The sequence below is a fragment of the Mycobacterium paraffinicum genome (assembly GCF_001907675.1).
GTDB classification, from domain to species: Bacteria; Actinomycetota; Actinomycetes; order Mycobacteriales; family Mycobacteriaceae; genus Mycobacterium; species Mycobacterium paraffinicum_A.
On sequence record NZ_MPNT01000003.1, the window covers coordinates 167,426 to 191,792 of the forward strand.

The 24,367-nt window shown below is 67.5% G+C and carries 27 protein-coding genes; 11 read left to right on the forward strand and 16 right to left on the reverse strand.

Annotated features, from left to right (window positions below; genetic code table 11):
* Positions 1 to 43: 43 nt before the first annotated feature.
* A complete protein-coding gene (pgm, locus tag BRW65_RS05375; protein WP_073872075.1) occupies positions 44 to 1,672 on the reverse strand; it encodes a phosphoglucomutase (alpha-D-glucose-1,6-bisphosphate-dependent) in 1,629 nt (542 codons plus the stop codon).
* Between the two features lie 104 nt (positions 1,673 to 1,776).
* On the opposite strand from pgm, the gene crcB (BRW65_RS05380) reads away from it, so the two are divergent.
* Both crcB (BRW65_RS05380) and crcB (BRW65_RS05385) read left to right on the forward strand, forming a co-directional pair.
* A complete protein-coding gene (crcB, locus tag BRW65_RS05380) occupies positions 1,777 to 2,172 on the forward strand; it encodes a fluoride efflux transporter CrcB (RefSeq protein WP_073872076.1) in 396 nt (131 codons plus the stop codon).
* On the forward strand, positions 2,169 to 2,552 hold the full coding sequence (gene crcB / locus BRW65_RS05385) for a fluoride efflux transporter CrcB (protein ID WP_073872078.1): 384 nt from the start codon (positions 2,169 to 2,171) through the stop codon (positions 2,550 to 2,552). Before crcB (BRW65_RS05380) ends, crcB (BRW65_RS05385) begins: the two co-directional genes overlap by 4 nt.
* A 1-nt stretch (position 2,553) precedes the next feature.
* Here crcB (BRW65_RS05385) and BRW65_RS05390 read toward each other — a convergent pair whose 3' ends face one another.
* From BRW65_RS05390 to BRW65_RS05400, 3 genes are read right to left on the reverse strand one after another with little or no spacing between them, the layout of a single operon-like run.
* Positions 2,554 to 3,216: a GNAT family N-acetyltransferase gene (locus BRW65_RS05390; protein ID WP_073872080.1), complete on the reverse strand. Its 663-nt coding sequence runs from the start codon at positions 3,214 to 3,216 to the stop codon at positions 2,554 to 2,556.
* Entirely contained in the window at positions 3,168 to 4,043 is an 876-nt protein-coding gene (locus BRW65_RS05395; RefSeq protein ID WP_073872082.1) for an LLM class F420-dependent oxidoreductase, read from the reverse strand. The genes BRW65_RS05390 and BRW65_RS05395 overlap by 49 nt, the downstream gene beginning before the upstream one ends.
* A 20-nt stretch (positions 4,044 to 4,063) precedes the next feature.
* Positions 4,064 to 4,420 (reverse strand): DUF488 domain-containing protein, encoded by a 357-nt coding sequence (locus BRW65_RS05400; protein ID WP_073872084.1) that lies wholly within the window; start codon positions 4,418 to 4,420, stop codon positions 4,064 to 4,066.
* Positions 4,421 to 4,469: 49 nt separating this feature from the next.
* Here BRW65_RS05400 and BRW65_RS05405 point away from each other — a divergent pair, with 49 nt between their 5' ends.
* Entirely contained in the window at positions 4,470 to 5,744 is a 1,275-nt protein-coding gene (locus BRW65_RS05405; protein WP_073872086.1) for an HNH endonuclease, read from the forward strand.
* A 6-nt stretch (positions 5,745 to 5,750) separates the two neighbouring features.
* On the opposite strand, the gene BRW65_RS05410 is transcribed toward BRW65_RS05405, so the two are convergent.
* From BRW65_RS05410 to BRW65_RS05420, 3 genes are all read right to left on the reverse strand, one after another.
* The gene (locus BRW65_RS05410) at positions 5,751 to 6,446 is read right to left on the reverse strand and encodes a DsbA family protein (RefSeq protein ID WP_073872088.1); all 696 of its coding nucleotides are present in this window, start codon (positions 6,444 to 6,446) and stop codon (positions 5,751 to 5,753) included.
* 19 nt (positions 6,447 to 6,465) lie between these two features.
* A complete protein-coding gene (locus BRW65_RS05415; protein ID WP_073872090.1) occupies positions 6,466 to 7,389 on the reverse strand; it encodes an HpcH/HpaI aldolase/citrate lyase family protein in 924 nt (307 codons plus the stop codon).
* Positions 7,390 to 7,539: 150 nt separating this feature from the next.
* A complete protein-coding gene (locus BRW65_RS05420) occupies positions 7,540 to 8,502 on the reverse strand; it encodes a hypothetical protein (RefSeq protein ID WP_073872092.1) in 963 nt (320 codons plus the stop codon).
* A 218-nt stretch (positions 8,503 to 8,720) separates the two neighbouring features.
* Between BRW65_RS05420 and BRW65_RS05425 the strand changes: the two genes are divergently transcribed.
* On the forward strand, positions 8,721 to 9,290 hold the full coding sequence (locus BRW65_RS05425; RefSeq protein ID WP_073872094.1) for a hemerythrin domain-containing protein: 570 nt from the start codon (positions 8,721 to 8,723) through the stop codon (positions 9,288 to 9,290).
* Positions 9,291 to 9,310: 20 nt separating this feature from the next.
* Positions 9,311 to 10,771, forward strand: coding sequence for a protein adenylyltransferase SelO (locus tag BRW65_RS05430; protein WP_073872096.1), 1,461 nt, complete (start codon positions 9,311 to 9,313; stop codon positions 10,769 to 10,771).
* 2 nt (positions 10,772 to 10,773) lie between these two features.
* Here BRW65_RS05430 and BRW65_RS05435 read toward each other — a convergent pair whose 3' ends face one another.
* From BRW65_RS05435 to BRW65_RS05450, 4 genes are all read right to left on the reverse strand, one after another.
* The gene (locus BRW65_RS05435) at positions 10,774 to 11,601 is read right to left on the reverse strand and encodes an LLM class F420-dependent oxidoreductase (RefSeq protein ID WP_073872100.1); all 828 of its coding nucleotides are present in this window, start codon (positions 11,599 to 11,601) and stop codon (positions 10,774 to 10,776) included.
* Between the two features lie 62 nt (positions 11,602 to 11,663).
* Complete coding sequence (locus BRW65_RS05440) at positions 11,664 to 12,059, reverse strand: DUF4267 domain-containing protein (RefSeq protein ID WP_073872102.1); 396 nt, start codon at positions 12,057 to 12,059, stop codon at positions 11,664 to 11,666.
* A 58-nt stretch (positions 12,060 to 12,117) separates the two neighbouring features.
* Positions 12,118 to 12,537 (reverse strand): YkvA family protein, encoded by a 420-nt coding sequence (locus BRW65_RS05445; RefSeq protein ID WP_073872345.1) that lies wholly within the window; start codon positions 12,535 to 12,537, stop codon positions 12,118 to 12,120.
* A 63-nt stretch (positions 12,538 to 12,600) separates the two neighbouring features.
* Positions 12,601 to 13,056, reverse strand: a complete 456-nt coding sequence (locus BRW65_RS05450; RefSeq protein ID WP_084187719.1) for a DUF732 domain-containing protein — start codon at positions 13,054 to 13,056, stop codon at positions 12,601 to 12,603.
* 72 nt (positions 13,057 to 13,128) lie between these two features.
* Between BRW65_RS05450 and BRW65_RS05455 the strand changes: the two genes are divergently transcribed.
* Positions 13,129 to 14,583: a phospholipase D-like domain-containing protein gene (locus tag BRW65_RS05455; protein ID WP_073872105.1), complete on the forward strand. Its 1,455-nt coding sequence runs from the start codon at positions 13,129 to 13,131 to the stop codon at positions 14,581 to 14,583.
* Between the two features lie 49 nt (positions 14,584 to 14,632).
* The gene (locus BRW65_RS05460; RefSeq protein ID WP_073872107.1) at positions 14,633 to 15,487 is read left to right on the forward strand and encodes a phytanoyl-CoA dioxygenase family protein; all 855 of its coding nucleotides are present in this window, start codon (positions 14,633 to 14,635) and stop codon (positions 15,485 to 15,487) included.
* On the opposite strand, the gene BRW65_RS05465 is transcribed toward BRW65_RS05460, so the two are convergent.
* Both BRW65_RS05465 and glnA read right to left on the reverse strand, forming a co-directional pair.
* On the reverse strand, positions 15,482 to 16,411 hold the full coding sequence (locus BRW65_RS05465; protein WP_073872109.1) for a DMT family transporter: 930 nt from the start codon (positions 16,409 to 16,411) through the stop codon (positions 15,482 to 15,484). The genes BRW65_RS05460 and BRW65_RS05465 overlap by 6 nt on opposite strands.
* A gap of 56 nt (positions 16,412 to 16,467) precedes the next feature.
* Positions 16,468 to 17,904: a type I glutamate--ammonia ligase gene (glnA, locus tag BRW65_RS05470; RefSeq protein ID WP_073872111.1), complete on the reverse strand. Its 1,437-nt coding sequence runs from the start codon at positions 17,902 to 17,904 to the stop codon at positions 16,468 to 16,470.
* Between the two features lie 293 nt (positions 17,905 to 18,197).
* Here glnA and BRW65_RS05475 point away from each other — a divergent pair, with 293 nt between their 5' ends.
* Both BRW65_RS05475 and BRW65_RS31180 read left to right on the forward strand, forming a co-directional pair.
* Positions 18,198 to 19,979, forward strand: a complete 1,782-nt coding sequence (locus BRW65_RS05475) for an NAD-binding protein (protein WP_084187720.1) — start codon at positions 18,198 to 18,200, stop codon at positions 19,977 to 19,979.
* A 101-nt stretch (positions 19,980 to 20,080) separates the two neighbouring features.
* Entirely contained in the window at positions 20,081 to 20,296 is a 216-nt protein-coding gene (locus BRW65_RS31180; RefSeq protein WP_073872113.1) for a hypothetical protein, read from the forward strand.
* 63 nt (positions 20,297 to 20,359) lie between these two features.
* Here the strand turns inward: BRW65_RS31180 and BRW65_RS05485 are convergent, their stop codons facing one another.
* A complete protein-coding gene (locus BRW65_RS05485; RefSeq protein ID WP_073872115.1) occupies positions 20,360 to 20,617 on the reverse strand; it encodes a hypothetical protein in 258 nt (85 codons plus the stop codon).
* A 282-nt stretch (positions 20,618 to 20,899) separates the two neighbouring features.
* On the opposite strand from BRW65_RS05485, the gene BRW65_RS05490 reads away from it, so the two are divergent.
* Complete coding sequence (locus BRW65_RS05490) at positions 20,900 to 22,099, forward strand: glycosyltransferase (RefSeq protein ID WP_073872118.1); 1,200 nt, start codon at positions 20,900 to 20,902, stop codon at positions 22,097 to 22,099.
* Between the two features lie 12 nt (positions 22,100 to 22,111).
* Here the strand turns inward: BRW65_RS05490 and BRW65_RS05495 are convergent, their stop codons facing one another.
* Positions 22,112 to 22,843: a class I SAM-dependent methyltransferase gene (locus tag BRW65_RS05495; RefSeq protein ID WP_073872120.1), complete on the reverse strand. Its 732-nt coding sequence runs from the start codon at positions 22,841 to 22,843 to the stop codon at positions 22,112 to 22,114.
* 205 nt (positions 22,844 to 23,048) lie between these two features.
* Between BRW65_RS05495 and BRW65_RS05500 the strand changes: the two genes are divergently transcribed.
* Positions 23,049 to 23,942: a universal stress protein gene (locus tag BRW65_RS05500; protein WP_073872122.1), complete on the forward strand. Its 894-nt coding sequence runs from the start codon at positions 23,049 to 23,051 to the stop codon at positions 23,940 to 23,942.
* 3 nt (positions 23,943 to 23,945) lie between these two features.
* On the opposite strand, the gene BRW65_RS05505 is transcribed toward BRW65_RS05500, so the two are convergent.
* Entirely contained in the window at positions 23,946 to 24,251 is a 306-nt protein-coding gene (locus BRW65_RS05505) for a hypothetical protein (protein WP_073872124.1), read from the reverse strand.
* Positions 24,252 to 24,367: the final 116 nt, after the last annotated feature.

Here is a 24,367-nt window from a genome sequence, read left to right on the forward strand (position 1 = left end):
CGGGTGCCGCGTCCCCCCGAACGGGCGAGGCGGAGGGAAATGGTCACCCAATGACTTTATTAACCACCTCGCGCGCGGCTTCCTGCACCTCCGCCAAATGCTCGGAACCATTGAAGGATTCCGCGTAGATCTTGTACACGTCCTCGGTGCCCGACGGCCGCGCGGCAAACCATGCGTTGGCCGTCGTCACCTTCAACCCGCCCAGTGCGGCGCCGTTGCCGGGGGCAGCGGTGAGTTTCGCGGTGATCGGCTCGCCGGCCACCGCGGTCGCGGTCACCTCGTCGGGCGACAGCTTGGCCAGCCGGGCTTTCTGGTCACGGTCGGCCGGCGCGTCGACCCGCGCGTAGAACGGCGTGCCGTACTCGGCGGTCAGCTCCTGGTAGCGCTGCGACGGGGTCAACCCGGTGACGGCCAGGATCTCGGAGGCCAGCAGCGCCAGGATGATGCCGTCCTTGTCGGTGGTCCACACCGAGCCGTCGCGCCGCAGGAACGACGCGCCCGCGGACTCCTCGCCCCCGAACCCGATGGTGCCGCCGATCAGTCCGTCGACGAACCACTTGAACCCGACGGGCACCTCGACGAGCTTGCGGCCGATGCCGGCGACCACCCGATCGATGATCGACGAACTGACCGCGGTCTTGCCGACCGCGATGCCGTCCGGCCACGACGGCCGGTGCGTGTAGAGGTAATCGATGGCCACCGCCAGATAGTGGTTGGGGTTGAGCAACCCGCCGTCGGGCGTGACGATGCCGTGCCGGTCGGAGTCCGCGTCGTTGCCGGTGGCGATCTGGTAGCGGTCGCGGTTGGCGATGAGCCCCGCCATCGCGTCCGGCGAGCTGCAATCCATCCGGATCTTGCCGTCGTGATCGAGCGTCATGAACCGCCACGTGGCATCCACCAACGGATTCACCACGGTCAGGTCAAGACCGTGCCGCTGTGCGATCTCGCCCCAGTAGTCCACGCTGGCGCCGCCGAGCGGGTCGGCGCCGATCCGCACCCCGACCGCCCGGATCGCGTCGATGTCCACCACATTGGGCAGGTCGTCGACATAGTTGCCGAGATAGTCGTGCCGCTGGACGCTCTGCAGTGCTCGCGCGAACGGCACCCGTTTCACCCCGGAGCCGTCCCGGAGAATCTCGTTGGCGCGCTTGGCGATTGCATTCGTCGCGTCGGTGTCCGCCGGGCCGCCGTTGGGCGGGTTGTACTTGAAGCCGCCGTCGGGAGGCGGGTTGTGCGACGGCGTCACGACGATGCCGTCGGCCAGCGCTTCGGTGCGGCCGCGGTTGTAGTTGAGGATCGCGTGGCTGACGGCCGGTGTCGGCGTGTAGCGGTCACGGGAGTCCACCATGGTGACGACCTCATTGGCGGCCAGCACCTCCAGCGCCGACACCCACGCCGGCTCGGAAAGGCCATGGGTGTCCCGGCCGATGAACAGCGGCCCGGTGGTGCCGTGTGCCGCGCGGTACTCGACGATGGCCTGCGTGATCGCGACGATGTGGCCCTCGTTGAATGCGCCGTCCAGAGCGGAGCCGCGATGGCCCGACGTGCCGAACACCACCTGCTGAGCGACGTCGTCGGGATCGGGCCGAATCGAGTAGTAGGCCGTCACCAGGTGAGGCAGATCGACAAGGTCTTCGGGCTGGGCCGGCTGACCGGCGCGGGGATGGGCCATGGTTACCAATTCTGCCCGCGACACACGTCGCTGACTTGTCAGGTACTTTTCTGACGTCCCGGATTCACCCACCCGTAAGTCCTGCACAGGGAAAGGGATCACGCGTGGCGCACGACTATCGCGAGCTGGCCGCGGTCTTCGCCGGCGGGGCGCTGGGCTCGCTGGCCCGTGCCGGCCTGGGGACGCTCGCCGCCGGCGACCCGGCGAGGTGGCCGTGGCCGACGTTCACGGTGAACATCGTGGGCGCCTTCCTGGTGGGCTACTTCACCACGCGGTTGCTCGAACGCTTGCCGTTGTCGAGTTACCGGCGGCCCCTGCTGGGCACCGGATTGTGCGGTGGACTCACGACCTTCTCGACGATGCAGGTCGACACGCTGCGGATGGTCGAGCACGGCCATTGGGCGCTGGCCCTCAGCTACACGGTCACCAGCATCGTGTTGGGACTGCTGGCCGTGCAGCTGGCCACCAAATTGGTGCGCCGGGTCCGGGTGCGCGGATGACGGCCGGCGCCGTCACGACGGTCGCGGTATGGGTCGGTGTCGCGCTGATCGGGGGCATCGGTTCGGTGCTGCGCTTCGTGGTCGACCGCGCGGTGGCGCGCCGGGTGGCCCGGTCGTTTCCGTTCGGCACGTTGGCCGTGAACGTCAGCGGCGCGGCGCTGTTGGGCTTTCTGGGGGGCCTGGCGCTGAGCAAGGAAGCGGGCCTGCTGGCCGGGACCGCGTTCGTCGGCGCCTACACCACGTTTTCCACCTGGATGCTGGAAACTCAGCGGCTCGGCGAGGAGCGCCAGTTGCGCGTGGCGTTCGCCAACATCGTCGTCAGCGTCGCACTCGGTGAAGCGGCCGCATTTCTCGGACAACGGATCGCCGAGCAGTTCTGAGTCAAGCGCCCCGGGGAATGTCGTCGGGTGTGCGGGGCAGCGCGTACAGCGCCATTCGCCGGTTGGACATCTCGTGCTCGCCGAGAAAGACGCAGCCGCCCCGCTCACAGAACGTACGCGCCAGGACGTTGCGGTGGTCAGGATCGAACATGATGCGCCGGCATTGCGGGTCGAGACCCAGGATGCTGCCAACCAGGTAGGGCAGCAGGTAACTGACGTGACCCCGCTTGATGTAGTCCAGATCGGCGACCGCGACGTGCAAGCCCAGATCGTGGGGATCGTTGTCATACCGGTTGGCAATGGAATCCTTTGCCGCCCTGTATAACTCGATATAGGCACGGGGTACCCCGTCGAGCATGGCGACGAACGGGCGGGAGAAGCCGCCGTCGAGTTGCGCCCGCAGGTATCGATGCCAGCGCGCCGGCGGCCAGGCGGACTCCCACGCTTCGACCAGGTGCGGCCGGTTCATCCACTCGGCGATCATCTCGGCGTCGGCGTCCGGATCGGCGAGCCGCAACCCGTAGGGCTCCGGCAGGGTGGGAATGGGCGGCGGCGGGACGGCGCGGACTTCGTCGTGGAGGTCGGTCAACTCCCGCGGCAGTATGGGGTCGTCGCTCACGCCGGCGCTCCCACCATCCACCGCTCGGCCAGGGCCGAAACCCATTCGGCGGCCGCATCGGGGCGATCGGGGGGCGCCGCGACGAGGACCAGTTCGTCGACGCCCAGCTCGGCGAGGGCGCCGACATCACCGACGCTCGGATCGCGCAGCGCCACCGAGAGCCGCAGCTCCCCACGGTCCCGCGCCGCCTCGCCGCATAGCCGCTCGAGCTTGGCGAGGCGATCACGCACGGCTTCGACGCCGTCGAGGTTGAAGCCGTACCAGCCGTCACCCCACGTCGCCACCCGCCGCAGCGCCGAATCACTATTGCCGCCAACCACTATCGGGATGTGGCGGTCGCGAACCGGCTTGGGGTTGACCCGAATCGAGTCGAAGCTGACGAAATCACCGTCGAACGAGGCGACATCGTCGCGCCACACCGCGCGCATCGCGGCAACGTATTCGGCGGTGCGCTCGCCGCGGCGGGCGAACGGCACCGAAAGAGCCGCGAACTCCTCCCGCGACCAGCCGACGCCGACCCCCAGGGTCAGGCGCCCGCCGCCGAGTCGATCCAGGCTCGCGGCCTGCTTGGCCACCACCACCGGATTGTGCTCGGGCAACAGCAGCACACCCGTCGCCAGCCCGATCCGGGACGAGGCCGCGGCGGCGAAACTCAGCGCGACGATCGGGTCAAGCCAATCCGCTTGTGCCGGAACGGCAATGACGCCGTCGTCGGAGTAGGGATAACGGGAGGCGGGTCGATCGACCATGACGACGTGTTCGCCGGCCCACAGCGTGGCAAAACCGCAATCGTCCGCAGTCGAAGCGACGGCGTCGATCACGGCGCGATCGGCGCCGGCGCCGATCCCCAGGGCGTGCAATCCCAGCCGCATCGCACGATCGTCTCACGCGTTCAGTGGCTTTTCAGCAGCTCCGCGAGGACGGCCGCGTGGCTGATGTCCGGGTCGCGGGTAGCGGTGACCAGGGTGACGACGCCGTGCCGTGCCAGCGCGCGCAGCTCCTCCAGCGCCGGGCTGTCGCTCAGCTCGGCTTCGTAACGCTCGGCGAATTCGTCGAAGTGTTCGGAACGATGGTGATACCACTCGCGCAGGTCCTTGGACGGCGCGACGTCCTTGGACCAGATCCCGACCCGCGGGTCGCCCTTGCGCACTCCTCGCGGCCACATGCGGTCGACCAGCACGCGCTGGCCGTCGTCCGGGGTGATGTCGTCGTAGACCCGCGCCACCCGGATCCGGTTCCCGGCGCCCACACCGCCAGCGTAAGCGGACTTGTCGGCTGGCGTCGCTATAGTCGAACACATGTTCGAAGAATTGGCCTCGGTCGACTCGTCGGCCGATGAATCGGCGCTGATCGAGCGCATCGCGGAGCTGGAGGCGGCCAAGTCGGCGGCCGCCGCCGGGCAGGCCCGCGCGACGGCCGCGCTGGATGCGGCGCGTCGAGGTGCCGAGGCGGCCGCCGGCCTACCCGCCGCACGGCGCGGCCGGGGCGTGGCCACCGAAATCGCCCTCGCGCGGCGCGATGCCCCGGCGCGGGGCGGGCGCCACCTCGGCTTCGCCAAAGCCCTCGTGCACGAGATGCCGTACACGCTGGCGGCGCTGGAATGCGGACTGCTCTCGGAATGGCGGGCGACGCTGATCGTGCGTGAGAGCGCCTGCCTGGACGTCGAGGACCGGCGAACCCTGGACGCCGAACTGTGCGGCGAGCCGGCGAACCTGGACGGCATGGGCGACGCGCGGGTAGTCGCGGCCGCCAAGGCGATCGCCTATCGGCTGGATCCGCACGCGGTCGTCGACCGTGCGGCCAGGGCGGAGAATGAGCGCACGGTCACCATTCGGCCCGCGCCCGACACGATGACGTATCTCACCGCGTTGTTGCCGGTGGCCCAGGGGGTTTCGGTATATGCGGCGCTGCGCCGCGAGGCGGATACCCGGGGCGACGGGCGCTCGCGCGGGCAGCTGATGGCCGACACCTTGGTGGAGCGGGTCACCGGCCGCAGCGCGGCGGTCCCTACCCCCGTGGCCGTCAACCTGGTGCTCTCCGACGACACGCTGCTAGGCGGTGACAACGCGCCGGCCGACCTCTCCGGCTACGGCCCCATCCCCGCGGCGGTGGCGCGCGCGATGGTCAGCGCCGCCATCACCGACCCGCGCTCGCGCGCGACCCTGCGCAGGCTCTACGCGCACCCCGGGGCCGGGGCGCTGGTGGCCATGGAGTCACGGGCACGGATCTTTCCGCGCGGGCTGGCCGCATTCATCGCGCTGCGCGACCAACGCTGCCGCACGCCCTACTGCGACGCGCCCATCAGACACAACGACCACGCGCAACCGTGGGCGGACGGCGGCCCGACCACCTCGGACAACGGCCTGGGCCTGTGCGAGGGTTGCAACTACGCCAAGGAAGGTGCGGGTTGGCGGGTGGGCACCGCTGTCGACGAAAACCACACCCACACAGCAGAATTCACGACGCCCACGGGCAAGAGCTACCGATCCACGGCCCCGCCGCGCGCCCCCGCGATCACGGTCAGCGAGGTGGAATTCCGAATCGGGGTCTCCATCGCGCGCCACGCGGCCTAAGCCGGGTTAGGCCTGGCCGGTGAGGCGCTGCACATCGACGACCTCACCGCGGTTGATGCTGACCCAATCGCGGCCGTCCAGATAAGGTCGCAACGCGCGGCCGATCAGCTCGGCGTCGGCGGGCGACTTGGGGCGCTGCAGCTCGTACACGTGGGGCAACTCCGCCATGCCGGTGACGACGTTCCACAGCGTCAGGGCCTCCGGCCCGATCGGCGGGTCCACCAATACCGGCCCAAACAAGCACTGCCCCAACACAAACAGCGTCGGCACCCCATAGCCACCGGCGTCGACGACGCGTTGGTGGTCGTCGTGTATCTCGTCGTGGGTGGTCGGGTCGTCGAGGGCCGCATCGAGGAGCGACGGCTCCACGCCGAGGTCGCCGAGCAGGCGGCGGGCGACCTCGGGGTCGTGCGGTTTGCCGCCCAGCGTGTGCAACTCATGTCCGATGGCGGCGTACCAGCGGTCGAGCAACGCCATGTCCGTTCGGCGCAGCAGCGCGCCGATCCGCATCAACGACCACCCGTAGGACCACTCCCGCTCCCAGGGGTGCTTCTGGCCCTCGGACCGGTTGATCTCCTCGAGGCTGAAGAAACGCCAGTCGATGGTGAGGCCGAGTTGCTCGCGAACGTCCCGGATCCAGAGCGAGGTCTGATAGGCGAACGGGCACATCGGGTCGAAATGAAAATCCACCACAAGACTCATCCCGGACCCGCTTTGCCGCTCAGTAGTGATAGGTGTCCGACGGCGCGGGTGAATGATCCCGTTCTTCGTCGTCGAAGTCAGACGATTCTATGTCGTAGGCGCGGGCCAGCTCGAGGATCTTGGTGGCCCGCGCAATCCGCGGCAGGTCCGATCCGTTGCGGATCTCTCCCCCATCGCGTTCGAATTCGGCGAAAAACTCCTTCGCCCAAGAGATTTCGTCCTGCGATGGCGACAGGCCCTCGTTCACCACGCCGCATTGGTCCGGGGTGAGGCAGATTTTGCCCGTCATCCCGAATTCCACGGAAACCGCGGTGGCCTCGATCAATTTCAGTGCGTTGGAGCCGATCGTGGGTCCGTCGATGGCGCTGGGCAGGCTCGCCGCCTTGGCGGCGATGGTGAAGCGAGACCGGGCGTAGGCCAGCGTGCCGGGGTCTTCCCCGAAACCGGTATCGCGGCGGAAGTCGCCGATGCCGAAGGCGAGCCGGAAGGTGCCCTTCGCCGCGGCGATCTCGGTGATGCGCTCCAGGCCCCGGGCCGTTTCTACCAGCGCCACGATCGGTACGTTGGGCAGCCGTTGCGCGGTCTCGGTGACGTGGTCCACCGATTCGACCATCGCCAGCATCACCCCGCCTACCGGTGTGCCGGACAGCGCGGCGAGGTCGTCCGCCCACCACGGGGTGCCGAAACCGTTGACGCGGACCCAGTCGGTGTTGCCGGCGCCCAGCCAGCTCACCACGTTGTCGCGGGCGGCGTGCTTGTCCTTGGGCGCGACGGCGTCCTCGATGTCGAGCACGACGATGTCGGCCCGGGAGTGCGCCGCGGATTGGAACCGGTCGGCGTGCGCACCGTTGACCAAGAGCCAACTCCGGGCGAGAACGGGATCGATGCGGTAGCCGATGACGTCGTCGGGCTCCGTCGCGCTGCTGTTGACCTGGTCGTACATTCGTCTCTCGTGATTATCGATAGCGGACTGGTGCCTTAACCGTAGCGATGTCCCCAAACGGGCGGTTGGGAATGCCCCCGGGCACAGAAAGGCCGGGCCGCCCGGGCGGAGGAAACCCTCGCCCGGGCGGCCTTGCGTTGAACTGCTCGGCTAATTGATGCCGACGACGTCTTGCGCGATCGCAGCGAGACGCGTTTGGGCGGCCGACACGATCCGCTGGCGGTTCTTGTTCGCCTCTTCGTAGGCGATGATCGCCCGCACGTCACTCGGATTCGCGAGCTCCTTCACCTCGGCGACGGCCTCGCTGACGTTGAGCTCGTCGTAGTTGGCGATGGGCAGCTCGTCGGCGTCGAGAACTCCGACAGCGGCGCGCGCCGCGTGCAGGGCGTCGGCCGTCTGCCGGGCCCCCTCGTTCCGGGTGACCTTTTCGGCCGCCTCGAGTGCGGCGTTGCGCGACGCGGCGAGCGCCCGGGTCGCCACGTCACCGGCGTGCGTACCCCGGCTTACCAGCTCGTCGAACGTCGGGCGGGCCGAGCGCAGCGCGTCCGCCGCCCTGTCGACGCCCCGAACCGACCATTCGACCGGCAGGTTGACCAGTTTCACCGCGGTGCCGGCTGCGGCCTGCAGCGGCGTGCGGCGCAGCGCGGCCGGACCGCCGAGCGCGTCTTCGGCCAGCACGGTCGTCAGCCAGTCCACGGTCGCCGAGTGCGCCGTGATCAGCCGCGTCGCGAGGCTCTCGATCTCGGGAAGTTCGGCCGCGACGGCCAGAGCTTTCAGGTACCGGCTTCGGTCCAGCAACTGATCTTCCAGCGCGAGGTCGCCCAGGAGCGCCTCGTCGAACGGTTGAGCCTGCTCGGTCAGGGCCTTGACCGCCGCGGCCGCCCTGCCTAGGAACGGGCCGACGATGTCGGGGACACCGCCGAGCGCGCGGATCGCCTTCTCGATCGCCTCGGACCGCTCGCGGGCGTTGGACGCGTTCTGCGTGAGCTCGCGCTGAACGGCCTCGGTACGGGCCTGCGCGACGCGGGTTTCCGCGATCTGGATCTCGGTGTTGGTCAGCTGATGAAGCGCGCGCAACTGCGCCAGCACCGTCGTCTTGTCCGATGAAGTCATCGAAGAATTCGCCTCCTGCGTTGATTGATTGGATCGGCACGAAAGCGCCTCTTTAGCGGCTACCCATTCGCCCCCCCGAACGAAACGCCTTGTGCGGCAGGCACTCAGCACCCCCGACACCGCGTCGTTTAGGCGGTTGTACAGCGGGTATGCCTGGCAAAGGCGCGTACAGCCCATAGTGCGCATCCCAAATCCGCAGAACACTGGAGGTATCGGCGATGGCCGACATGATTGTCCAATCGCCCGAGGAAGTCGTGGCTTTTCTCAAGGCGCAGCACAACCTCATCGAGGATCTGTTCGACGAGGTGCTGCACGCATCCGATCCCCAAGCACGGGAAAAGCCGTTCGCAACGCTGCGTCAACTGCTGGCCGTGCACGAGACAGCCGAGGAAATGGTGGTGCACCCGCGCGTGCGCCGGGAGGCCGACGCCGGTGACGCGATCGTCGACGCCCGACTCAAAGAGGAGCACGAGGCCAAGGAGATGCTGTCGAGCATCGAGGACCTCGACGTCACCTCGCAGCAGTTCGTCGACGAGGTCAAGAAGCTCCGCGAGGCCGTGCTCGAGCATGCGCAGCAGGAGGAAAGCGAGGAGTTCCCCGTCCTGCAGAAGGAAGTCGACAACGCCGACCTCAAGCGGATGGGCGCGGCGGTGCGCGCGGCTCAGGCCATCGCGCCGACCCACCCGCACCCTGGCGTGGAGTCGGCGAAGATGAACTTTGCTCTCGGACCGTTCGCGTCGATGCTCGACCGCGCCCGCGACCTCATCGGGCAGGCCCTCGGCTCGTAATTCGCCGTAGGCTCGTTGAGGTGAGTGTCGCCCCGGATATAACCGTTGCTCTCCAGGACCGGTTCTTCCGCGCGTTGCCGGAGATGGCCGTCCGGTGGCAAGCCGAACCGCCGGCCGAGCCGCGATTGCTCGCCTTCAACGAGCGGCTTGCGGCGGAACTCGGCCTGGACGCCGGGTGGCTGCGAAGCCCGGAGGGGTTGCGGTTCTTGGTGGGCGATCTGCTTCCCAGCGACGCCGTTCCGGTGGCCCAGGCCTACGCCGGGCATCAGTTCGGGGGCTTCGTGCCCCGGCTGGGCGACGGCCGCGCCCTGCTGCTCGGCGAGCTCGTCGACGGCGACGGGCGCCTCCGCGACATCCACCTGAAGGGCTCCGGGCCGACACCGTTCGCGCGCGGCGGCGACGGCCTGGCGGCCGTGGGTCCCATGCTGCGCGAGTACGTCGTCAGCGAGGCGATGCATGCGCTCGGGGTCCCGACGACGCGATCGTTGGCCGTCGTCGGCACCGGCCGCCCGGTCCTGCGCGAGGCGGAGCTGCCCGGGGCGGTGCTGACCCGGGTGGCCAGCAGCCACCTGCGCGTCGGCAGCTTCCAGTTCGCCGCCTCCACCGGCGACATCGACCTGCTGCGGCGCCTCGCCGATCACGCGATCGCCCGCCACCATCCCAGCGCGGCGAACGCCGAACGGCCCTACCTCGCGTTGTTCGAGGGGGTGGTCGCCGTCCAGGCCGCGCTCGTCGCGCGGTGGATGCTGATCGGGTTCGTCCACGGGGTGATGAACACCGACAACATGACGATCTCCGGCGAGACGATCGACTACGGGCCGTGCGCCTTCATGGAGGCCTACGACCCCGACACGGTCTTCAGCTCGATCGACTTCTGGGGGCGCTACGCGTACGCCAATCAGCCGGTCGTCGCCGGCTGGAACCTCGCCCGGTTCGCCGAGACGCTGCTTCCGCTGCTCTCCGACGATGTCGAGCAGGCGGTAGCGCTCGCGGAGACGTCGTTCGGGGTCTTCCAGCGGGAGTACGACGCCGTGTGGTCGTCCGGGATGCGCGCCAAACTCGGTCTACCCGACGTCGGGGCCAGCGCCTCGGCCGCCCTGGTCGACGAGTTGCTCACCCTGCTCAAGGACAGCCACGTCGACTACACCTCGTTTTTTCGCCAGCTCGGCCGAGCGGCGCGCGGCGACACCGAGCCCGCGCGGGGCTTGTTCACCGACCTCGCCGGCTTCGACGCGTGGCTGTCGCGCTGGCAAGCGCTGCGTCCCGACGCCGACGTCATGGACCGGGTCAACCCCGTCTACATTCCGCGCAACCACCTGGTGGAGGAAGCGCTGACGGCCGCGACCGCGGGTGATCTGGGCCCCCTCGAGCAGCTCCTCGCCGCGGTGACCTCCCCCTATGACGAACGGCCGGGCCTGGAACGCTACGCCAGTCCCGCCCCGGAAGACTTCGGCAAGTACCAAACCTTTTGCGGCACTTAGGCTTACGCCAACTTGGCGGACTCGGCCCGCAGCTCGTCGAGGCGCCGAAGCGTCTCGTCGCGCGGCTCGGTGGGCAGTTCCACCAGCAGGTGCTGCAACCCGAGAGCGCGGTAACCCTCGAGTTCTTGGGCCGCCGGCTCGCCGCCATGGAAGCTGATCACCGGCACATCCGGACCGGCCACGTCGCGCAGTTGCTCCAATTGCGGGGCCAAGACGTCCGCCGACGGTGTCATCGACAGCCAACCCGCATGCAGCCGGGCGATGCGTTTGAAGCCCCCGGGCCCGCCGCCGAAGTACAGCGGCGGATAGGGCTTCTGCACCGGCTTGGGCCAACTGTAGATCGGCCCGAAGTTTACGAATTCGCCGTGGAACTCCGCCTTTTCGTGCGTCCAGATTTCGATCATCGCGTCCAGCCGCTCGTCAACCACCCGTCCCCGAACGGACGGGTCGACCCCGTGGTTGGCGATTTCCTCGCGCAGCCAGCCCACACCCACGCCGAACCGGAATCGGCCCCGCGACACCACATCCAGCGACGCCACCTCTTTGGCAGTGTGAATGGGATCGCGCTGGGGAACCAGCGCGATGCCGGTGCCCAGGACCAGCCGCTCGGTGGCGGCAGCCGCGGCGGTCAACGCCACGAACGGATCCAGGGTGCGGTAGTACTTCGGCGGGATGGGACCCCCTGCTGGGTAGGGCGTGACGTCGCCCGCCGGGATGTGGGTGTGCTCGGCGAGGAACAGCGACTCGAATCCACGCTCTTCCAGTGCCTGCCCCAGCTCGCCCGGGCCGATGCCCTCATCGGTTACGAATGTCAGTACGCCTAGACCCATGGCGCCCAGTCAACCGCATCTACCTCGGACCGGTACAGCTTGGCCGCGATCGGTGACCGGCGTTATGGCGCCGGCTCTTCGCTCGGCCGCGTGGTCCGGCGCGTCGCGCCCCAAAGGCCGACGCCGATGCCGACGACGGCACCTCCCAGGCCGATGATCCGTTGCGACGGCCTCAGCTCCCGATGGACACTCATGCCGCCGAGCAGGTCCGCCGCGTCCGCACCGCCCGACGCCAGGAACCAGCCGCGGGTGTTCTTGCCGCGCAGCGCCGCCGCGGCGAGCAGCCCGCCGATCAGCGCGTCGCGATATCCCATGGACCGCAACAACAGTCGCGCCGGCGGCGACGGTTCCTCCGGATCGCCCCAGAATCGGTTCGCGCTCAAGGGGTCGACGAGGAACCAGACGCCGGAGGTGAGTCGGATACTGCCCGCCAGAAGTGCCGCTCGGTCGATTGACATGCCCGGCAGCCTAGGAGCAAACCGCGCCTTCGCGCACGGGTTCACCGCAACGGGCGGGTCACTCCACCGCGGGGTCGGGCAGCCCGCACAGCCAACACAGGGTGGCGAGGCCGTCGGGTGTGCCTGGCCAGTGCCTGGCCAACGCATCGGGTCCCGCGATGCGGCTGATCCAGCGCAGCACCAGACCGACGATGACCACGTCGTCGGCGAATCCGATCACCGGGATGGCATCCGGTATCAGGTCGATGGGCGACACGACGAAGGCGATCAGCCCGACCAGGACGACTCGGACCCGCCGCGGCAGTTCGGAATCGGTGGCGAGGCGTTTGAGCAGTCGAAGCACGTCGGGCAGCAGGCGCACCAGGTCCTGCAACTTGGCCTTGGGTCTCAGCAGCCAGAAGGTGGCGGCGAGGACCAGCCAGATCACCACAAACGCGCTCAGGAGACCCAGCGCGATCATCCACCAGTCAGGCCACATCCTGACCATCCTGTCGGGCCGGGCCGCCTTCTGCCAGCCGTGCGGCGAACCCCGGGCCCTGCCCTATGCCGCACCGGGCGGCGGGAATGGAATCCAGGGGAACATCCCGGTGTCGGTAGGACGTGGCGGTGGCTCGGTGTTCGGTTCCCCGATGTGCTGGGGGCAGTAGGCGCTCACCGCGCTGGTCGTGAAACTGGTGGCGTCCGACACCGTGAAGCCGGCGTTCTCCGAGGACACACTCTGGATGACGTCGGCTTTGGAATGGCCCTGGTCCATCAGTTCGCACGCCTTCTTGCCGACCCGAATGGCGACGGCGCCGTCCTTGTAGGGAACGCCGGCCTGATCGAGCGCCGCCAAGAAGCTCGCATCGGGATTGCCGGTTGGATCGGCCTGAGCGGGCGTGGCCGCACCGATGACGGCGGCGAAGCTCGCCAGCAGGAGAAGCATCCGCACCACCCCATCCTGGTACAGAAGTTCGCCGTTGTCGTGCCAGCCTCGTGCGGCCCGCCAAGCAAACATTTCCGCACCGCCCGGGTGTGGTACACAAGGCTTATGCCCGCGCCGAACCATCAACCTCGTTGAGAGCTCGGCGTGAGCAGCGATCAACTGTTGATCCCCGGACGAACGTGCTGGCGTGTGGAGCGCGCCGATCGGTGCGCCTACATCATCGATGCGGCCGATTACTTCAAGCATGTCAAGACGGCGATGTTGCGGGCCCGGCACCGGATCGTGTTGATCGGTTGGGATTTCGACGCCCGGACGACGTTCGAGCGGGGCGTCAAGACTCTCCCGGGCCCGAATCAGCTCGGGGCCTTTCTCTATTGGATGCTGTGGAAGCGGCCCGCGCTCGAGATCTACCTGTTGAAGTCCAACTTGCGTCTGTTGCCGGCCTTCGACGGCATCTGGTTCGGGCTTACCCCGGTGGCGCTGGTAAACCAGATCAGCAGCAGGCGAATCCACTTCGCGATCGACGGGGCCCATCCCACCGGCTCCGTCCATCACCAGAAGATCGTGGCCGTCGACGATTCCGTGGCGTTCTGCGGCGGGATCGACCTCACCGTCGACCGATGGGACACACGCGCGCACGACCATGACGGTCCTGTCCGCAGGACGTTGGGACGCGGCTATGGGCCGCGGCACGACGTCGCCGCGGCGGTCGACGGCGCAGCGGCGCGGGCACTCGGCGAGCAAGCCCTTCAGCGGTGGCAGACGGCGACCAAGCAGTCGCTGGATCCGGTCACCGCCAAGCACACCGCGTGGCCCAGCAAACTCGAGCCGGCGCTGCGCGACGTCGACGTGGGAATCGCTTTGACCCTGCCGGAACTCGGCCGTCGCCCCGAGACTCGGCAGGTCGAGGCGCTCAACCTTGCGGCCATCGCGGCGGCACGGGACTCGATCTATCTGGAGAACCAGTATCTGGCGTCCCGGCGCGTGGTTGATGCGCTGGCGGCTCGGCTGAAGGAAGACGACGGGCCGGAGATCGTCATCGTCATTGCCCGTCGGGGGAACAACCCCCTCGAGCGGGGAACGATGGACTCCGCCCGTCACCGGCTCATCCAGGTGCTGTGGGCCGCGGACGAGCACCGGAGACTGGGCATCTACTGGCCGGTGACGGACGGCGGGGCGCCGATCTACGTCCACTCGAAGGTAGTCGTGGTGGACGACAGGTTCCTGCGCATCGGCTCGTCGAATCTCAACAACCGGTCGATGGGATTCGACAGCGAGTGTGACCTGGCGATCGAGGCGGCACCGGCGAGCAACGACGATCGCGTGCGCGCCCAAATCACCGCGCTGCGAAGTCAATTGGTGGCCGAACACCTCGGCGTGTCGGTCGGTGAGTTCGAAGACGCGACGCGCCAACGAGGGTCGGTCCTCGGGGCCGTCGAGGCCCTCCGCGGCGAGGGCAAGACGTTGCGGCCGTTCACCGAGGGCACCGTGGCCGATGAGGCGGGCCCACTGGCGGAGAACGAGCTGATGGATCCCGACCATGTCCCGCGATCGCTGACCCGAAGCGTGCAGCGGTTCATCACCGGGTTGAGGGGTTGAGTTGAGGCGTACCCGGCCTAATCTGGACCGGGACGAAGGGCGAGTGCCAATGAATATCGACGACTCCGTCACGACGCTGGAAGACCTCCGGGGCGATCTGGCGCAGCGGTACAAGCGGACACCGACCGGCGGAAGTTTGGTGGACAGCGCGATCGTCGACGCCGACATGGCGGCTCTCGACCGCGACGGCTACGTCATCTGGCACGACCTGCTCACTCCCGAGCAATGCTCGGAGATTCGTGAGGTCGCGCGGCCGTGGCTCGGGCACACGGGCCGCAATTCCTTCGAGGGCCGGCGCACCCAGCGCATCTACAGCCTGCTCAGCCGGACCCGCGTGTGCGACGGGATCGTCGACAATCCGCGAGTGCTGGCGGTGCTCGATCGGCTGCTGATGCCCAACTACCTGCTTTCGGCCTTGCAGGCCATCAACATTCAGCCGGGAGAGGACGCGCAGCTGGCTCACCACGACGACGGCTTCTACCCGGTTCCGCGTCCCCGCGAACCCCTGGCGGCGGCGACGATCTGGGCCATCGACGATTTCACCGCCGACAACGGCGCCACCGTCCTCTACCCCGGCAGCCACCGCTGGGGCAAGCGCCGGCCCGGCCCGGACGATCCGGCCCTGCCCGTCGTGATGCCCGCCGGCTCGTGTGTCTTCTTCGTGGGCACGCTCTGGCACGGCGGGGGCGCCAACACCACCGACCGCGACCGTCTCGCCGTCACCGCCCAGTACTGCCAACCCTGGCTGCGGCCGATGGAGGCCTTCACCTTGTCGATATCGCGCGAGACCGCGCGGGCGGTTTCCGACGACATTCGCCGCATGCTCGGCTACAGCATTCACCCGCCATTCGTGGGTGCGGTCGACGGGCTGCACCCGCTGCGGTTGTTGGACGCCGACTCATAGCTCCCAGTTCCGCTTGCCGCCCGCGCCCGCCAGGGACGGCTGCTCGGCCGGGTAGCTCTCGACCTCGGTTGCCTTGCTCCGGCTGAGCGCGATAGCCGAGGCCGCCATCGCCGAGACCGCGACCACTAGCGCCAGCGCCGTCGAGCCGCCCACCGCGAGGTGTTCACCCAGCACGGCAACGCCGAGCAGGACCGCCACGACGGGCTCCCCCACCAACATGATCGGCACCGACGCCTGCAGCGCGCCGGCATGGAACGCCGAGTTCTGCACCGCCGTCACTGTCACAGCCAGGCCGACGAGTAGGTATGGCGCGGGGACCGTCAGCAGCCCATGCCAACCGCCGACGGCGAAACGGTGCGTGCAGATCTTCGTCAATACGGCGATCATGCCGAGCAGGACCGCCACGGCGACTCCGAGCAGCATCGCCCGCGCACGGCCGACGGCGCGGCCTGCCGCCATCACACAGACGACCAGCAGCGGCACCGTCACCAGCAACGTCAACGTCCACGCCGGTACCGGCGGGCGGCTGTCGCCCTCCCGGGGCTGACCGACGAGCACGAAGGTCGCCAGCGCGCCGGTCAAGAGCGTCGCCCACCCCCACTGAACCGCGCTGATGCGCTGGTCGCACAGTCGCGCGCTCAACGGCAGCGCGAACAGCAGCGCGGAAACCAGCAGCGGCTGGACCAGCAGCAGGGACCCGTGGGCCAGCGCGACGGCCTGGAACGCGTAGCCGGCAACGGCGGCGACCAGGCCCGCCCACCACAACGGTCGCCGGGCCATGGTCGTCACCATCGTCCCCGACATGCCCTGATCAGCGGGGACATCCTGTGCGGCGCGCTGGCGAACGACGATGCCCACGGCGGCCCAGAACGCAGACAGCAACGCCGAAAAGATTGCGACCGCATGTGATTGCACCCACCCCATGCCCGGACGGGTACCCGGGGCGCCGGCGCGGCTAACTGCGCTGGGAGCGAACTACCTCATACGTCGTAGTAGAGGGCGAATTCGTACGGGGTCGGCCGGAGGTTGAACGGTGCGATCTCGTAGGTGCGCTTGTAGTTGATCCACGTCGCGATGACGTCGGGGGTGAAGACCCCGCCCTCGGTCAGGTATTCGCTGTCTTCCTCTAGACGGTCGATCACCGCGGACAGCTGCGTGGGCGCCTGCGGGATCTCCGCGGCCTCCTCAGGAGGGAGCTCATAGAGGTCCTTGTCGACCGGCGGAGGCGGCTCGATCTTGTTCTTGATGCCGTCCAACCCGGCCATCAGCTGGGCCGCGAAGGACAGGTACGGGTTGCCCGACGCGTCGGGGCAACGGAATTCCAGCCGCTTGGTCTTCGGGTTGTTACCGGTGATCGGGATGCGCACGCACGCCGACCGATTGCGTTGGCTGTAGACCAGGTTGATCGGCGCCTCGAAGCCGGGAACCAGACGCTTGTAGGAGTTCACGGTCGGGTTGGTGAAGGCCAGCAACGACGGGGCGTGGTACAGCAAACCGCCGATGTAGTGCCGCGCGGTGTCGGACAGGCCGGCGTATCCCGTCGGGTCGTACATCAGCGGCACGCCGTCCTTCCACAGCGACTGGTGGCAGTGCATACCGGAACCGTTGTCGCCGAACAGCGGCTTGGGCATGAAGGTGACGGTCTTGCCGGCCTGCCACGCGGACTGCTTGACGATGTACTTGTACATCTGGTGGTCGTCGGCCGCGTGCAGCAACGTATTGAACTTGTAGTTGATCTCGGCCTGCCCGCCGCTGCCGACTTCATGGTGGCCCTTCTCCAGGGAGTAGCCGGCGTTGGTCAGGTGGGTGAGGATCTCGTCGCGCAGATCCACGTAGTGATCGGTCGGGGCCACCGGAAAATACCCCCCCTTGGGGCGAACCTTGTAGCCCAGGTTGGGGCTCCCATCCGCCTCGGCGTCCTGCCCGGTGTTCCACCAGCCGGACGCCGCGTCGACCTTGTAGAACGATTCGTTGGTGCTCGAGTCGAAGCTGACCGAGTCGAAGATGTAGAACTCGGCCTCCGGACCGAAGTAGGCGGTGTCCGCGATGCCGGAACTGATCAGATAGTTCTCGGCCTTGCGGGCGATGTTGCGCGGGTCGCGCGAGTACACCTCGAGGGTGAACGGGTCGTGCACGAAGAAGTTCACGTTCAGCGTCTTGCGGGCACGGAACGGGTCGACGGTCGCGGTCTCCGGATCGGGCAGCAACACCATGTCGGACTCGTGGATCGATTGGAACCCGCGGATCGAGGACCCGTCGAAGGCCAGGCCTTCCTCGAAGACGCTTTCATCGAAGGCGTAGATCGGAATCGTGAAGTGCTGCATGGTGCCTGGCAAGTCACAGAAGCGGACGTCGACGTACTCGATGTTCTCATCCTTGGCGAGCTTGAAAATATCGTCGGGCGTCTTCTCGGGCAAGCAACGCTCCTTAGCTTGATCGTCGGCAGTGGCGTGCGAGCGCTTTCTACGCCTCGACTATTTCGCCCGCGTCACCACCGCGGGTCGAACCTGTTGCGTCACAGAAAGACCAGGGCTTCGATTCCACCGGGGCCGGGTTCCGGTGGCACTTCCCTGCGCGTTGACCGATAGTCATAGGGACCACGCAGCTGCAGCAGAAGTAGGAGTAGTCATGCCACGCAACGCAACCGGCGGTCCTCCGGCGACCGGCCGTGGCGATCGACCCGCTTAAGAAGCGAACGAAGCCCGACGCGATGGGCGAACTCTTTCAGTTTCACCGCGAGATCATCGTCAGCGGTGACGACGCGCTGTCGAAGACGATCGCCGAGGAGTTGAGGGGCGCGGGCGCGCGAATCATCAAGATCAACACCGCCGCCGACCTCCTCGGCGCCGGGGTGCATCGCGCGCGCGCCGTCGTGTGCGCGGGCCCCAACGACGCGGTGAATCTCGAAATCGCCTTGTTGGCGAGGGAATTCAGTCCCAACGTCCGGGTAGTAGCTCGGTTGGCCAACGATGTCCTGCGTGAAGCCGTGGTCACCGTCAACGGCCCCGGCGCGATCCTGGACGTCGCCGACCTCGCGGCGCCGTCCATCGTCGAGGCCGTCCTGTCGCGCAACGCACACCAGTTCGACACGGCCGGTATCGAATTCGTCGTCTGGGGGTCCGAGGCTCCCTACAGCGCGACGCTCCGGGAGATCTACGCCGACCTGGCACCGGTCGCGGTCGTCCACGGCAAGAATTCACCCAGTCCGGGCGAGGTGGTGGCATGCCCCGGACGCGATCTGCGGGTATACGCCGGCGATTGGACGTCGATGATCGGCGTCAAGGACGAATTGGAAGCCCGCGGCATCACCGCGCCTCCCCCGACGGCGACGCGCGCTCGCCACTCCCCGGTTCGGCGGGTCGTCGACGCGGCGCGCGCCATCCGCGACGAGGTGAACCCGATGCTCTTCCCCTCGCTGGCGTTCGCGCTCTTTCTCACTCTTGGGTCGACGGCGGTGGTGCGCTTCGCCTATCACAACCCGCGGATGTCGTGGGTCGATGCCCTGTATTTCGCCTCGGAAACGATCACGACGGTGGGTTACGGCGACTTCAGCTTCGCCCAGCAATCCACAGTCCTGCGGGTGTTCGCGGTGTTGTTGATGTTCGGCGGCGCGAGCGTCACCGCCATCCTCGTCGCGTTTCTCGCCGACCTCCTGCTGTCACGCCGGTTCGCCCAAACGGCCGGACTACGGCGCGCACGCCACATGCGCGACCACGTCGTCGTCGTTGGGCTGGGTTCCATCGGCGTCCGGGTCGTTGGTGATCTGGCCGCGGCCGGATACGACGTGCTGGTCATCGAGCCGGACGAGAGCAACCGCTTCCTGCCGACCGTGGCCGAACTCGACGTGCCGGTGATTTTCGGGGATCCGACGATGCGCCAGACGCTGGAGTCAGCGCGCGTCGACCGCGCGCGGGGGGTGGCGCTGGTGACGGCGGACGACATGGAAAACATCGAGACCGGGATCGTGCTGCTCGAGATGTTGGGATCCGACACGAGGGTGCCGATCGTCATGCGCGTTCAAGGCCGCGCGCTGGGCACGGCGGTGCATCGGCGGTTCGGTTTCGAGAACGTGCGATCAATCGTCGACCTGGCGGCGCCGTGGTTCATCGGCGCGGCGATGGGCTTGCAGGTGCTCGGGACATTCTGGGTCGGCCAGCGCTCCTTCATGGTCGGCGGAATGCTGGTGGCGGCGGGCAGCGAGCTCGACGGGCTGCGGATGGTCGATCTGTCCACCCAGACGCGCGTCATCGCGATCACGCGACCCGAAGGGCCGGTCAGGTTGCGCCCCCGCCGCGACGCCCGCCTGAAAGCCGGTGACACCGTCTACCTGATCGGCCCTTACCGAGAACTGATCGCGACGCTGCGCAAGGGCCAACCTCCGCCGCTGACCACGATCAACGGCGAGCGCACCGTGGCATTGGCGGCCGCACGGTCGACACGCCGGCAGGATGTGCGACCGCCGCCACGGTGGGCGCCCGACCCGGACGGTTAACGAACGGCGAAAAAGTCCAGCCACTTCCTCGCGCCCGGTTGTGATGCGCAGCACAATTGTGCTTTCTTTGTATCCGAGGTCACAACGCGAGGGGAGCTTCTATGGCCGCACCCAAGGGCTCGGGCAAGTACGTAGTCGCTGCACCGCGCGCTAACGAGGCGATGCACTCACATCGGATACTGCTGGCCCTGGTCGTGGTCATGGCCCTCATCGCTGCGATCACCGGTGTCGTCGTCGCGGCGTCGACCGGGCACACCACGGCCGCGCTCGTGATCGCGCTGGTCGCCGGCGGATGGTTCTCGGCCGCCCTTTGCTAGGGGGCATGATCCGCGGCGCCCTCACTCGGTCAGCGCTGGTTGCCGCGTCGCTGGCCGCGTGGATTACGGGGCGCTAGCGCCTGGGCAGTACTTGATCCGACCCAGGTCGACCCACATGTTGGCGCGCTTGGCGGCCTGATCCGGGTTCAGCCCGGTCACGCCCTGGTTGTTCGCCTGTTGCATCGCGCCGACGATCTGGGCGCGTGACCAGCCGTCCGCCATGGCCCTGCACATCGTCTGTTCGGTCTGCATCTCGTAGTTGGGCCAGTCCGGTGGGAAGCCGATCGCGTCGGCGCGGGCGGTCGCGAGCGTGCCCGGCATCAGAGCCGAAGCAACGACAACTGAGAGGGCAAGGAGCAGCCGTCGTGTGGCCGATAGGGATGAAAGAGACTGATGCACGGATACTTCTCCTCGACTCGGCGCCTTGATGACCCGGAGGGTCCACAAGCGGTGACCCTCGCCCGTCAATGTTAGGACCTACGAGGCTGTTGGCGGCGAGAAGAGCCCCCAGAGGAGTCAACACGGACCTTCGGTCCGATAGCCTTGGCCGGGGCCGGCGCCCGAGGGTCCCGGTGTACACCGACCTCGAGTGAGGTTCTGGCGATGAAATTTGTGTTGGCGACCCTGGGAACGCGCGGTGATATCGAGCCCTGCGCCGCCATCGGCCGGGAGCTGCAGCGGAGAGGCCATCGCGTGCTTATGGCGGTTCCGCCCAACTACATTGGGTTCGTCGAGTCGGCAGGGCTGACCGCCGTCGCCCACGGCCGCAACCAAGTGCAGCAGAATGCCGACATCGTCCGCAAATACGGGACGACGCCGCCCCCCGTCCTCATGGCATGGGAAATTCTCAGCGACATAAAACAACTCTGGCCGCGGTTGGGTACGGCACTGGTCTCGCTGGCCGAGGACGCCGACCTGCTGTTGACCGACGCCGGCGAACAGGGGCTCGCCGCGAATGTTGCTGAACACTACGGCATTCCACAAGCTGCGGTGCACATCTACCCGATCCCGCCGGGCCACACGGGTTCGTCCATCACCAAAGAGGCAGAAGACGCCCAACGCCGGGCGCTAGGCCTCCCGGAATCGACGCCCTCGACGCGGCGACCGCTCGAAATCCAGGCGTATGACGAACTCTTCTTCCCGGGGTTGGCAGCCGAATGGGTCGAATGCGGCGCCCAACGGCCTTTCGTCGGCGGCCTGACCCTCGAGTTGCCGACGGAAGTCGACGACGATGTCTCGTCGTGGATTGCCGCGGGAACGCCGCCGATCTACTTCGGCTTCGGCAGCAGCGCACGAGTCGCGTCCCCCACCGACGTCATCGGGATGATCACGGCGGCGTGCGCGGAACTCGGCGAGCGGGCGTTGATTTGCAGCGGGGTGAGTGACTTGACGGCGCAGGGGGATTCCGTCGACGTCAAGGTGGTGGGCGCGGTGAACCATGCGGCGGTGTTTCCCGCGTGTCGCGCGGTCGTTCACCACGGGGGCCCCGGCACGACGTTCGCCGGCATCCGGGCCGGAGTCCCGACGCTGGCCCTCGCCGTATCGGTCGATCAGCCGATGTGGGCCAGTGCGGTCAACGAACTCGGAGTCGGAATCGGCCGGCGCTTCTTGGAAACCACCCTGGAGTCTCTCGTCGCGGATCTGCGGTCCATCCTCACCCCGCCCTACGTCACTCGGACTCGCGAGGTCGCTGCGCAGATGACCCCGCCCGCTCAAAGCGCTGCCACTGCCGCCCAAGCGCTAGAAGATGCGGCCACTCGTGGCCCGTTGGCCGATCAAGGGACGCCGCGGGACGCGGACTGATCTACGCGCCTGTCAGGGCTCGGCGATCGAGGATTCGACCTGGCTCTCCGAGACGGAGCGATACGACGGCAACTCGAAATCGGGCAGGGCACAGATGTCGGCACAATCTCGGACCCGCTCCGACCAGAAACTCCGATCAGCGGCGGACGTGCAGGCGTAGATCTTCATATAGGTCGCCGCGAACGGGAACAGACGGCCGTTGCCAACCGCCTGCCAGACCGCCGCGGCGACGCCGGGAGTTTCGACACCTCGATAGTCGTCTATCGCGATCACGCCGCGTTTAGCCGTGTGAGCGACCGCGAGGGCGATGTCGTTCGCGACGCACCGGTAGCTGTGACAGCCGTCGATGTGGACGAAGCGCAGTGCCCGTTCGCCGAGGTCGAGCTCCGATGACTCGCAGACTTCGAGCCTCGGCCGGCGGGCGTGGAATCGATCCCAATTGGCGAGGAACTGCTGCTGCTCCAGGCCCGAATACTGTTGGCGTGGGATCAGCGACATGTCCGCGTGATCCATCACGGCGTCGAACAAGTCGCAGATCACCAGTTCTTCATCGTCGCGCAGACCGTAGCCCATCAGGATGGCGGACTTGCCTTGGTATGCGCCGATCTCGAGCATGTCTCCGTTTATGCCCTCCGCCGTTTGGGACGCGAGCAGCTTGCTGAAAAGCTTGACATCGGCCTCGAAAAACCAGCCGTCGACGTTGTCGACTTCCTCGGCATACAGGCTCCAGGCGGCATCGGTCATGTGCCCATCTTTCCTCAGGTGACCTCGAGCGCCGTGGGCGGACGGACTCCGGCGCTCTGACGATCCGGGGCTGCGGCGAGAAGTGCGTTGGTCGCTTCAATCGGTGCCCTTGGTCCTTCTGCTTGCATCGCTTCGGCCCTGACACAGCGCGGCGGCGCCGGATGATCCTGCCTGTGGGCACGCGGCCGATCAGAAACGAGCTGGAATGTGGCAACCCCCACGTAGCGCGATCTTGGTAGGCGTCGACGGCTCGGCGGCGGCACTGGATGCCGTCCGGTGGGCGGCTCTGACGGCCGCGCTGCGCAACGTGCCACTCGCCCTGGTCCATGTCGTCGACGATCCGGTGCCGGGGTGGCTCCAGGCCGGCGCGCCGGCCGGGCGCTGGCAGCAGCACCGGGCGCGCGAAGTCATCTCCTCGGCGATCCGGATCGCCGAGGAGAGCATCGGTGAACGCGGGCCGATCCAAATCGACGGCGAGGTGATCTATTCGACCGTCGTCGCCACGCTCGTCGCCCTCTCCAAAGAGGTGGAGATGGTCGTCGTCGGCTATCGGGGGTGGGGCGGGGCGCTGGCTCGCAGCTTTCCTGGCTCGGTGAGTTCAGGACTGGTCTACAACGCGCACTGCCCGGTCGCCGTGATCCACGACGGGGAATCGCGGCTCGGCAATGGCGCACGGGCACCAATACTCGTGGGCATCGACGGATCGTCGGCGTCGGAAGCCGCCACTGCAATCGCATTCGAAGAAGCGTCGCGACGAGGGGTTGGTCTGATCGCTTTCCACGCCTGGGCCGATCCCCGAGTATTCAACTCCACCAACGTCTTTCAAGACTCCAAATGGGACGCCCGGCTATCCGAGGAGGAGGAGTCGCTGGCCGAACGGCTAGCGGGTTGGCATGAACGCTATCCCAACGTTGCGATTAGCCGCAGAATCGAAATCGGTGACCCGGCCCACTGGCTGATCGAGGCGTCCGAACTGGCGCAACTGATCGTGGTCGGCAGCCACGGCCGCGGTGGGTTCGCCGGCATGTTGCTCGGTTCGGTCGGGTCGACAGTGGTCAACCGGGCGAAGGTCCCGGTCATCGTTGCGCGTCAGCCCTGAGCTTCACCCTCGCGGTTCGTACGCCATAAAACACTGCACCTGCCGCACGGCATCGGGCCGGTTGACTCCCATAACGACCAATCTCTCGACGATTTGGGCCGGGGGCACAGCACCATCCATGTCCGTCTCGATCACATGAACGCTGGGAAACCAGTTCTCCGGACGCACCCCGGGCGGCGGGGGCTGCGCACCGCCACCGATGCAACGCGCATAGCCCTCGATGCCATTGTCAGCGTGAGCAGACCCCGCCACCAAGACGCTCGGCACGACGAGCAAAACGGCGATGGCAGCGACATGGATGAACCGCATGCTCGAATATAACCTCGCGTCGTTCAACCGAACACGGAAATCTTGCACGGACCGTGGCAGCACACGAGGCGTAACGTGACGGCGGGCTCGCAGGGTTGGAAGAAGCAAGCGGTGAA

Coding starts and splice junctions, on each gene's coding strand:
- BRW65_RS05435 (WP_073872100.1), bottom strand. CDS start 11,601: ATGGGTCTAGGCGTACTGACATTCGTAACCGATGAGGGCATCGGCCCG.
- BRW65_RS31180 (WP_073872113.1), top strand. CDS start 20,081: ATGGCCGCACCCAAGGGCTCGGGCAAGTACGTAGTCGCTGCACCGCGC.
- BRW65_RS05410 (WP_073872088.1), bottom strand. CDS start 6,446: ATGAGTCTTGTGGTGGATTTTCATTTCGACCCGATGTGCCCGTTCGCC.
- crcB (WP_073872078.1), top strand. CDS start 2,169: ATGACGGCCGGCGCCGTCACGACGGTCGCGGTATGGGTCGGTGTCGCG.
- BRW65_RS05465 (WP_073872109.1), bottom strand. CDS start 16,411: ATGGGGTGGGTGCAATCACATGCGGTCGCAATCTTTTCGGCGTTGCTG.
- BRW65_RS05445 (WP_073872345.1), bottom strand. CDS start 12,537: ATGTGGCCTGACTGGTGGATGATCGCGCTGGGTCTCCTGAGCGCGTTT.
- BRW65_RS05405 (WP_073872086.1), top strand. CDS start 4,470: ATGTTCGAAGAATTGGCCTCGGTCGACTCGTCGGCCGATGAATCGGCG.
- BRW65_RS05505 (WP_073872124.1), bottom strand. CDS start 24,251: ATGCGGTTCATCCATGTCGCTGCCATCGCCGTTTTGCTCGTCGTGCCG.
- BRW65_RS05395 (WP_073872082.1), bottom strand. CDS start 4,043: ATGCGGCTGGGATTGCACGCCCTGGGGATCGGCGCCGGCGCCGATCGC.
- BRW65_RS05440 (WP_073872102.1), bottom strand. CDS start 12,059: ATGTCAATCGACCGAGCGGCACTTCTGGCGGGCAGTATCCGACTCACC.
- BRW65_RS05415 (WP_073872090.1), bottom strand. CDS start 7,389: ATGTACGACCAGGTCAACAGCAGCGCGACGGAGCCCGACGACGTCATC.
- BRW65_RS05485 (WP_073872115.1), bottom strand. CDS start 20,617: ATGCCGGGCACGCTCGCGACCGCCCGCGCCGACGCGATCGGCTTCCCA.
- BRW65_RS05450 (WP_084187719.1), bottom strand. CDS start 13,056: ATGTTTGCTTGGCGGGCCGCACGAGGCTGGCACGACAACGGCGAACTT.
- BRW65_RS05475 (WP_084187720.1), top strand. CDS start 18,198: ATGGGCGAACTCTTTCAGTTTCACCGCGAGATCATCGTCAGCGGTGAC.
- BRW65_RS05425 (WP_073872094.1), top strand. CDS start 8,721: ATGGCCGACATGATTGTCCAATCGCCCGAGGAAGTCGTGGCTTTTCTC.
- BRW65_RS05390 (WP_073872080.1), bottom strand. CDS start 3,216: ATGGGTTTCGGCCCTGGCCGAGCGGTGGATGGTGGGAGCGCCGGCGTG.
- BRW65_RS05420 (WP_073872092.1), bottom strand. CDS start 8,502: ATGACTTCATCGGACAAGACGACGGTGCTGGCGCAGTTGCGCGCGCTT.
- BRW65_RS05460 (WP_073872107.1), top strand. CDS start 14,633: ATGAATATCGACGACTCCGTCACGACGCTGGAAGACCTCCGGGGCGAT.
- BRW65_RS05500 (WP_073872122.1), top strand. CDS start 23,049: ATGTGGCAACCCCCACGTAGCGCGATCTTGGTAGGCGTCGACGGCTCG.
- pgm (WP_073872075.1), bottom strand. CDS start 1,672: ATGGCCCATCCCCGCGCCGGTCAGCCGGCCCAGCCCGAAGACCTTGTC.
- BRW65_RS05495 (WP_073872120.1), bottom strand. CDS start 22,843: ATGACCGATGCCGCCTGGAGCCTGTATGCCGAGGAAGTCGACAACGTC.
- BRW65_RS05490 (WP_073872118.1), top strand. CDS start 20,900: ATGAAATTTGTGTTGGCGACCCTGGGAACGCGCGGTGATATCGAGCCC.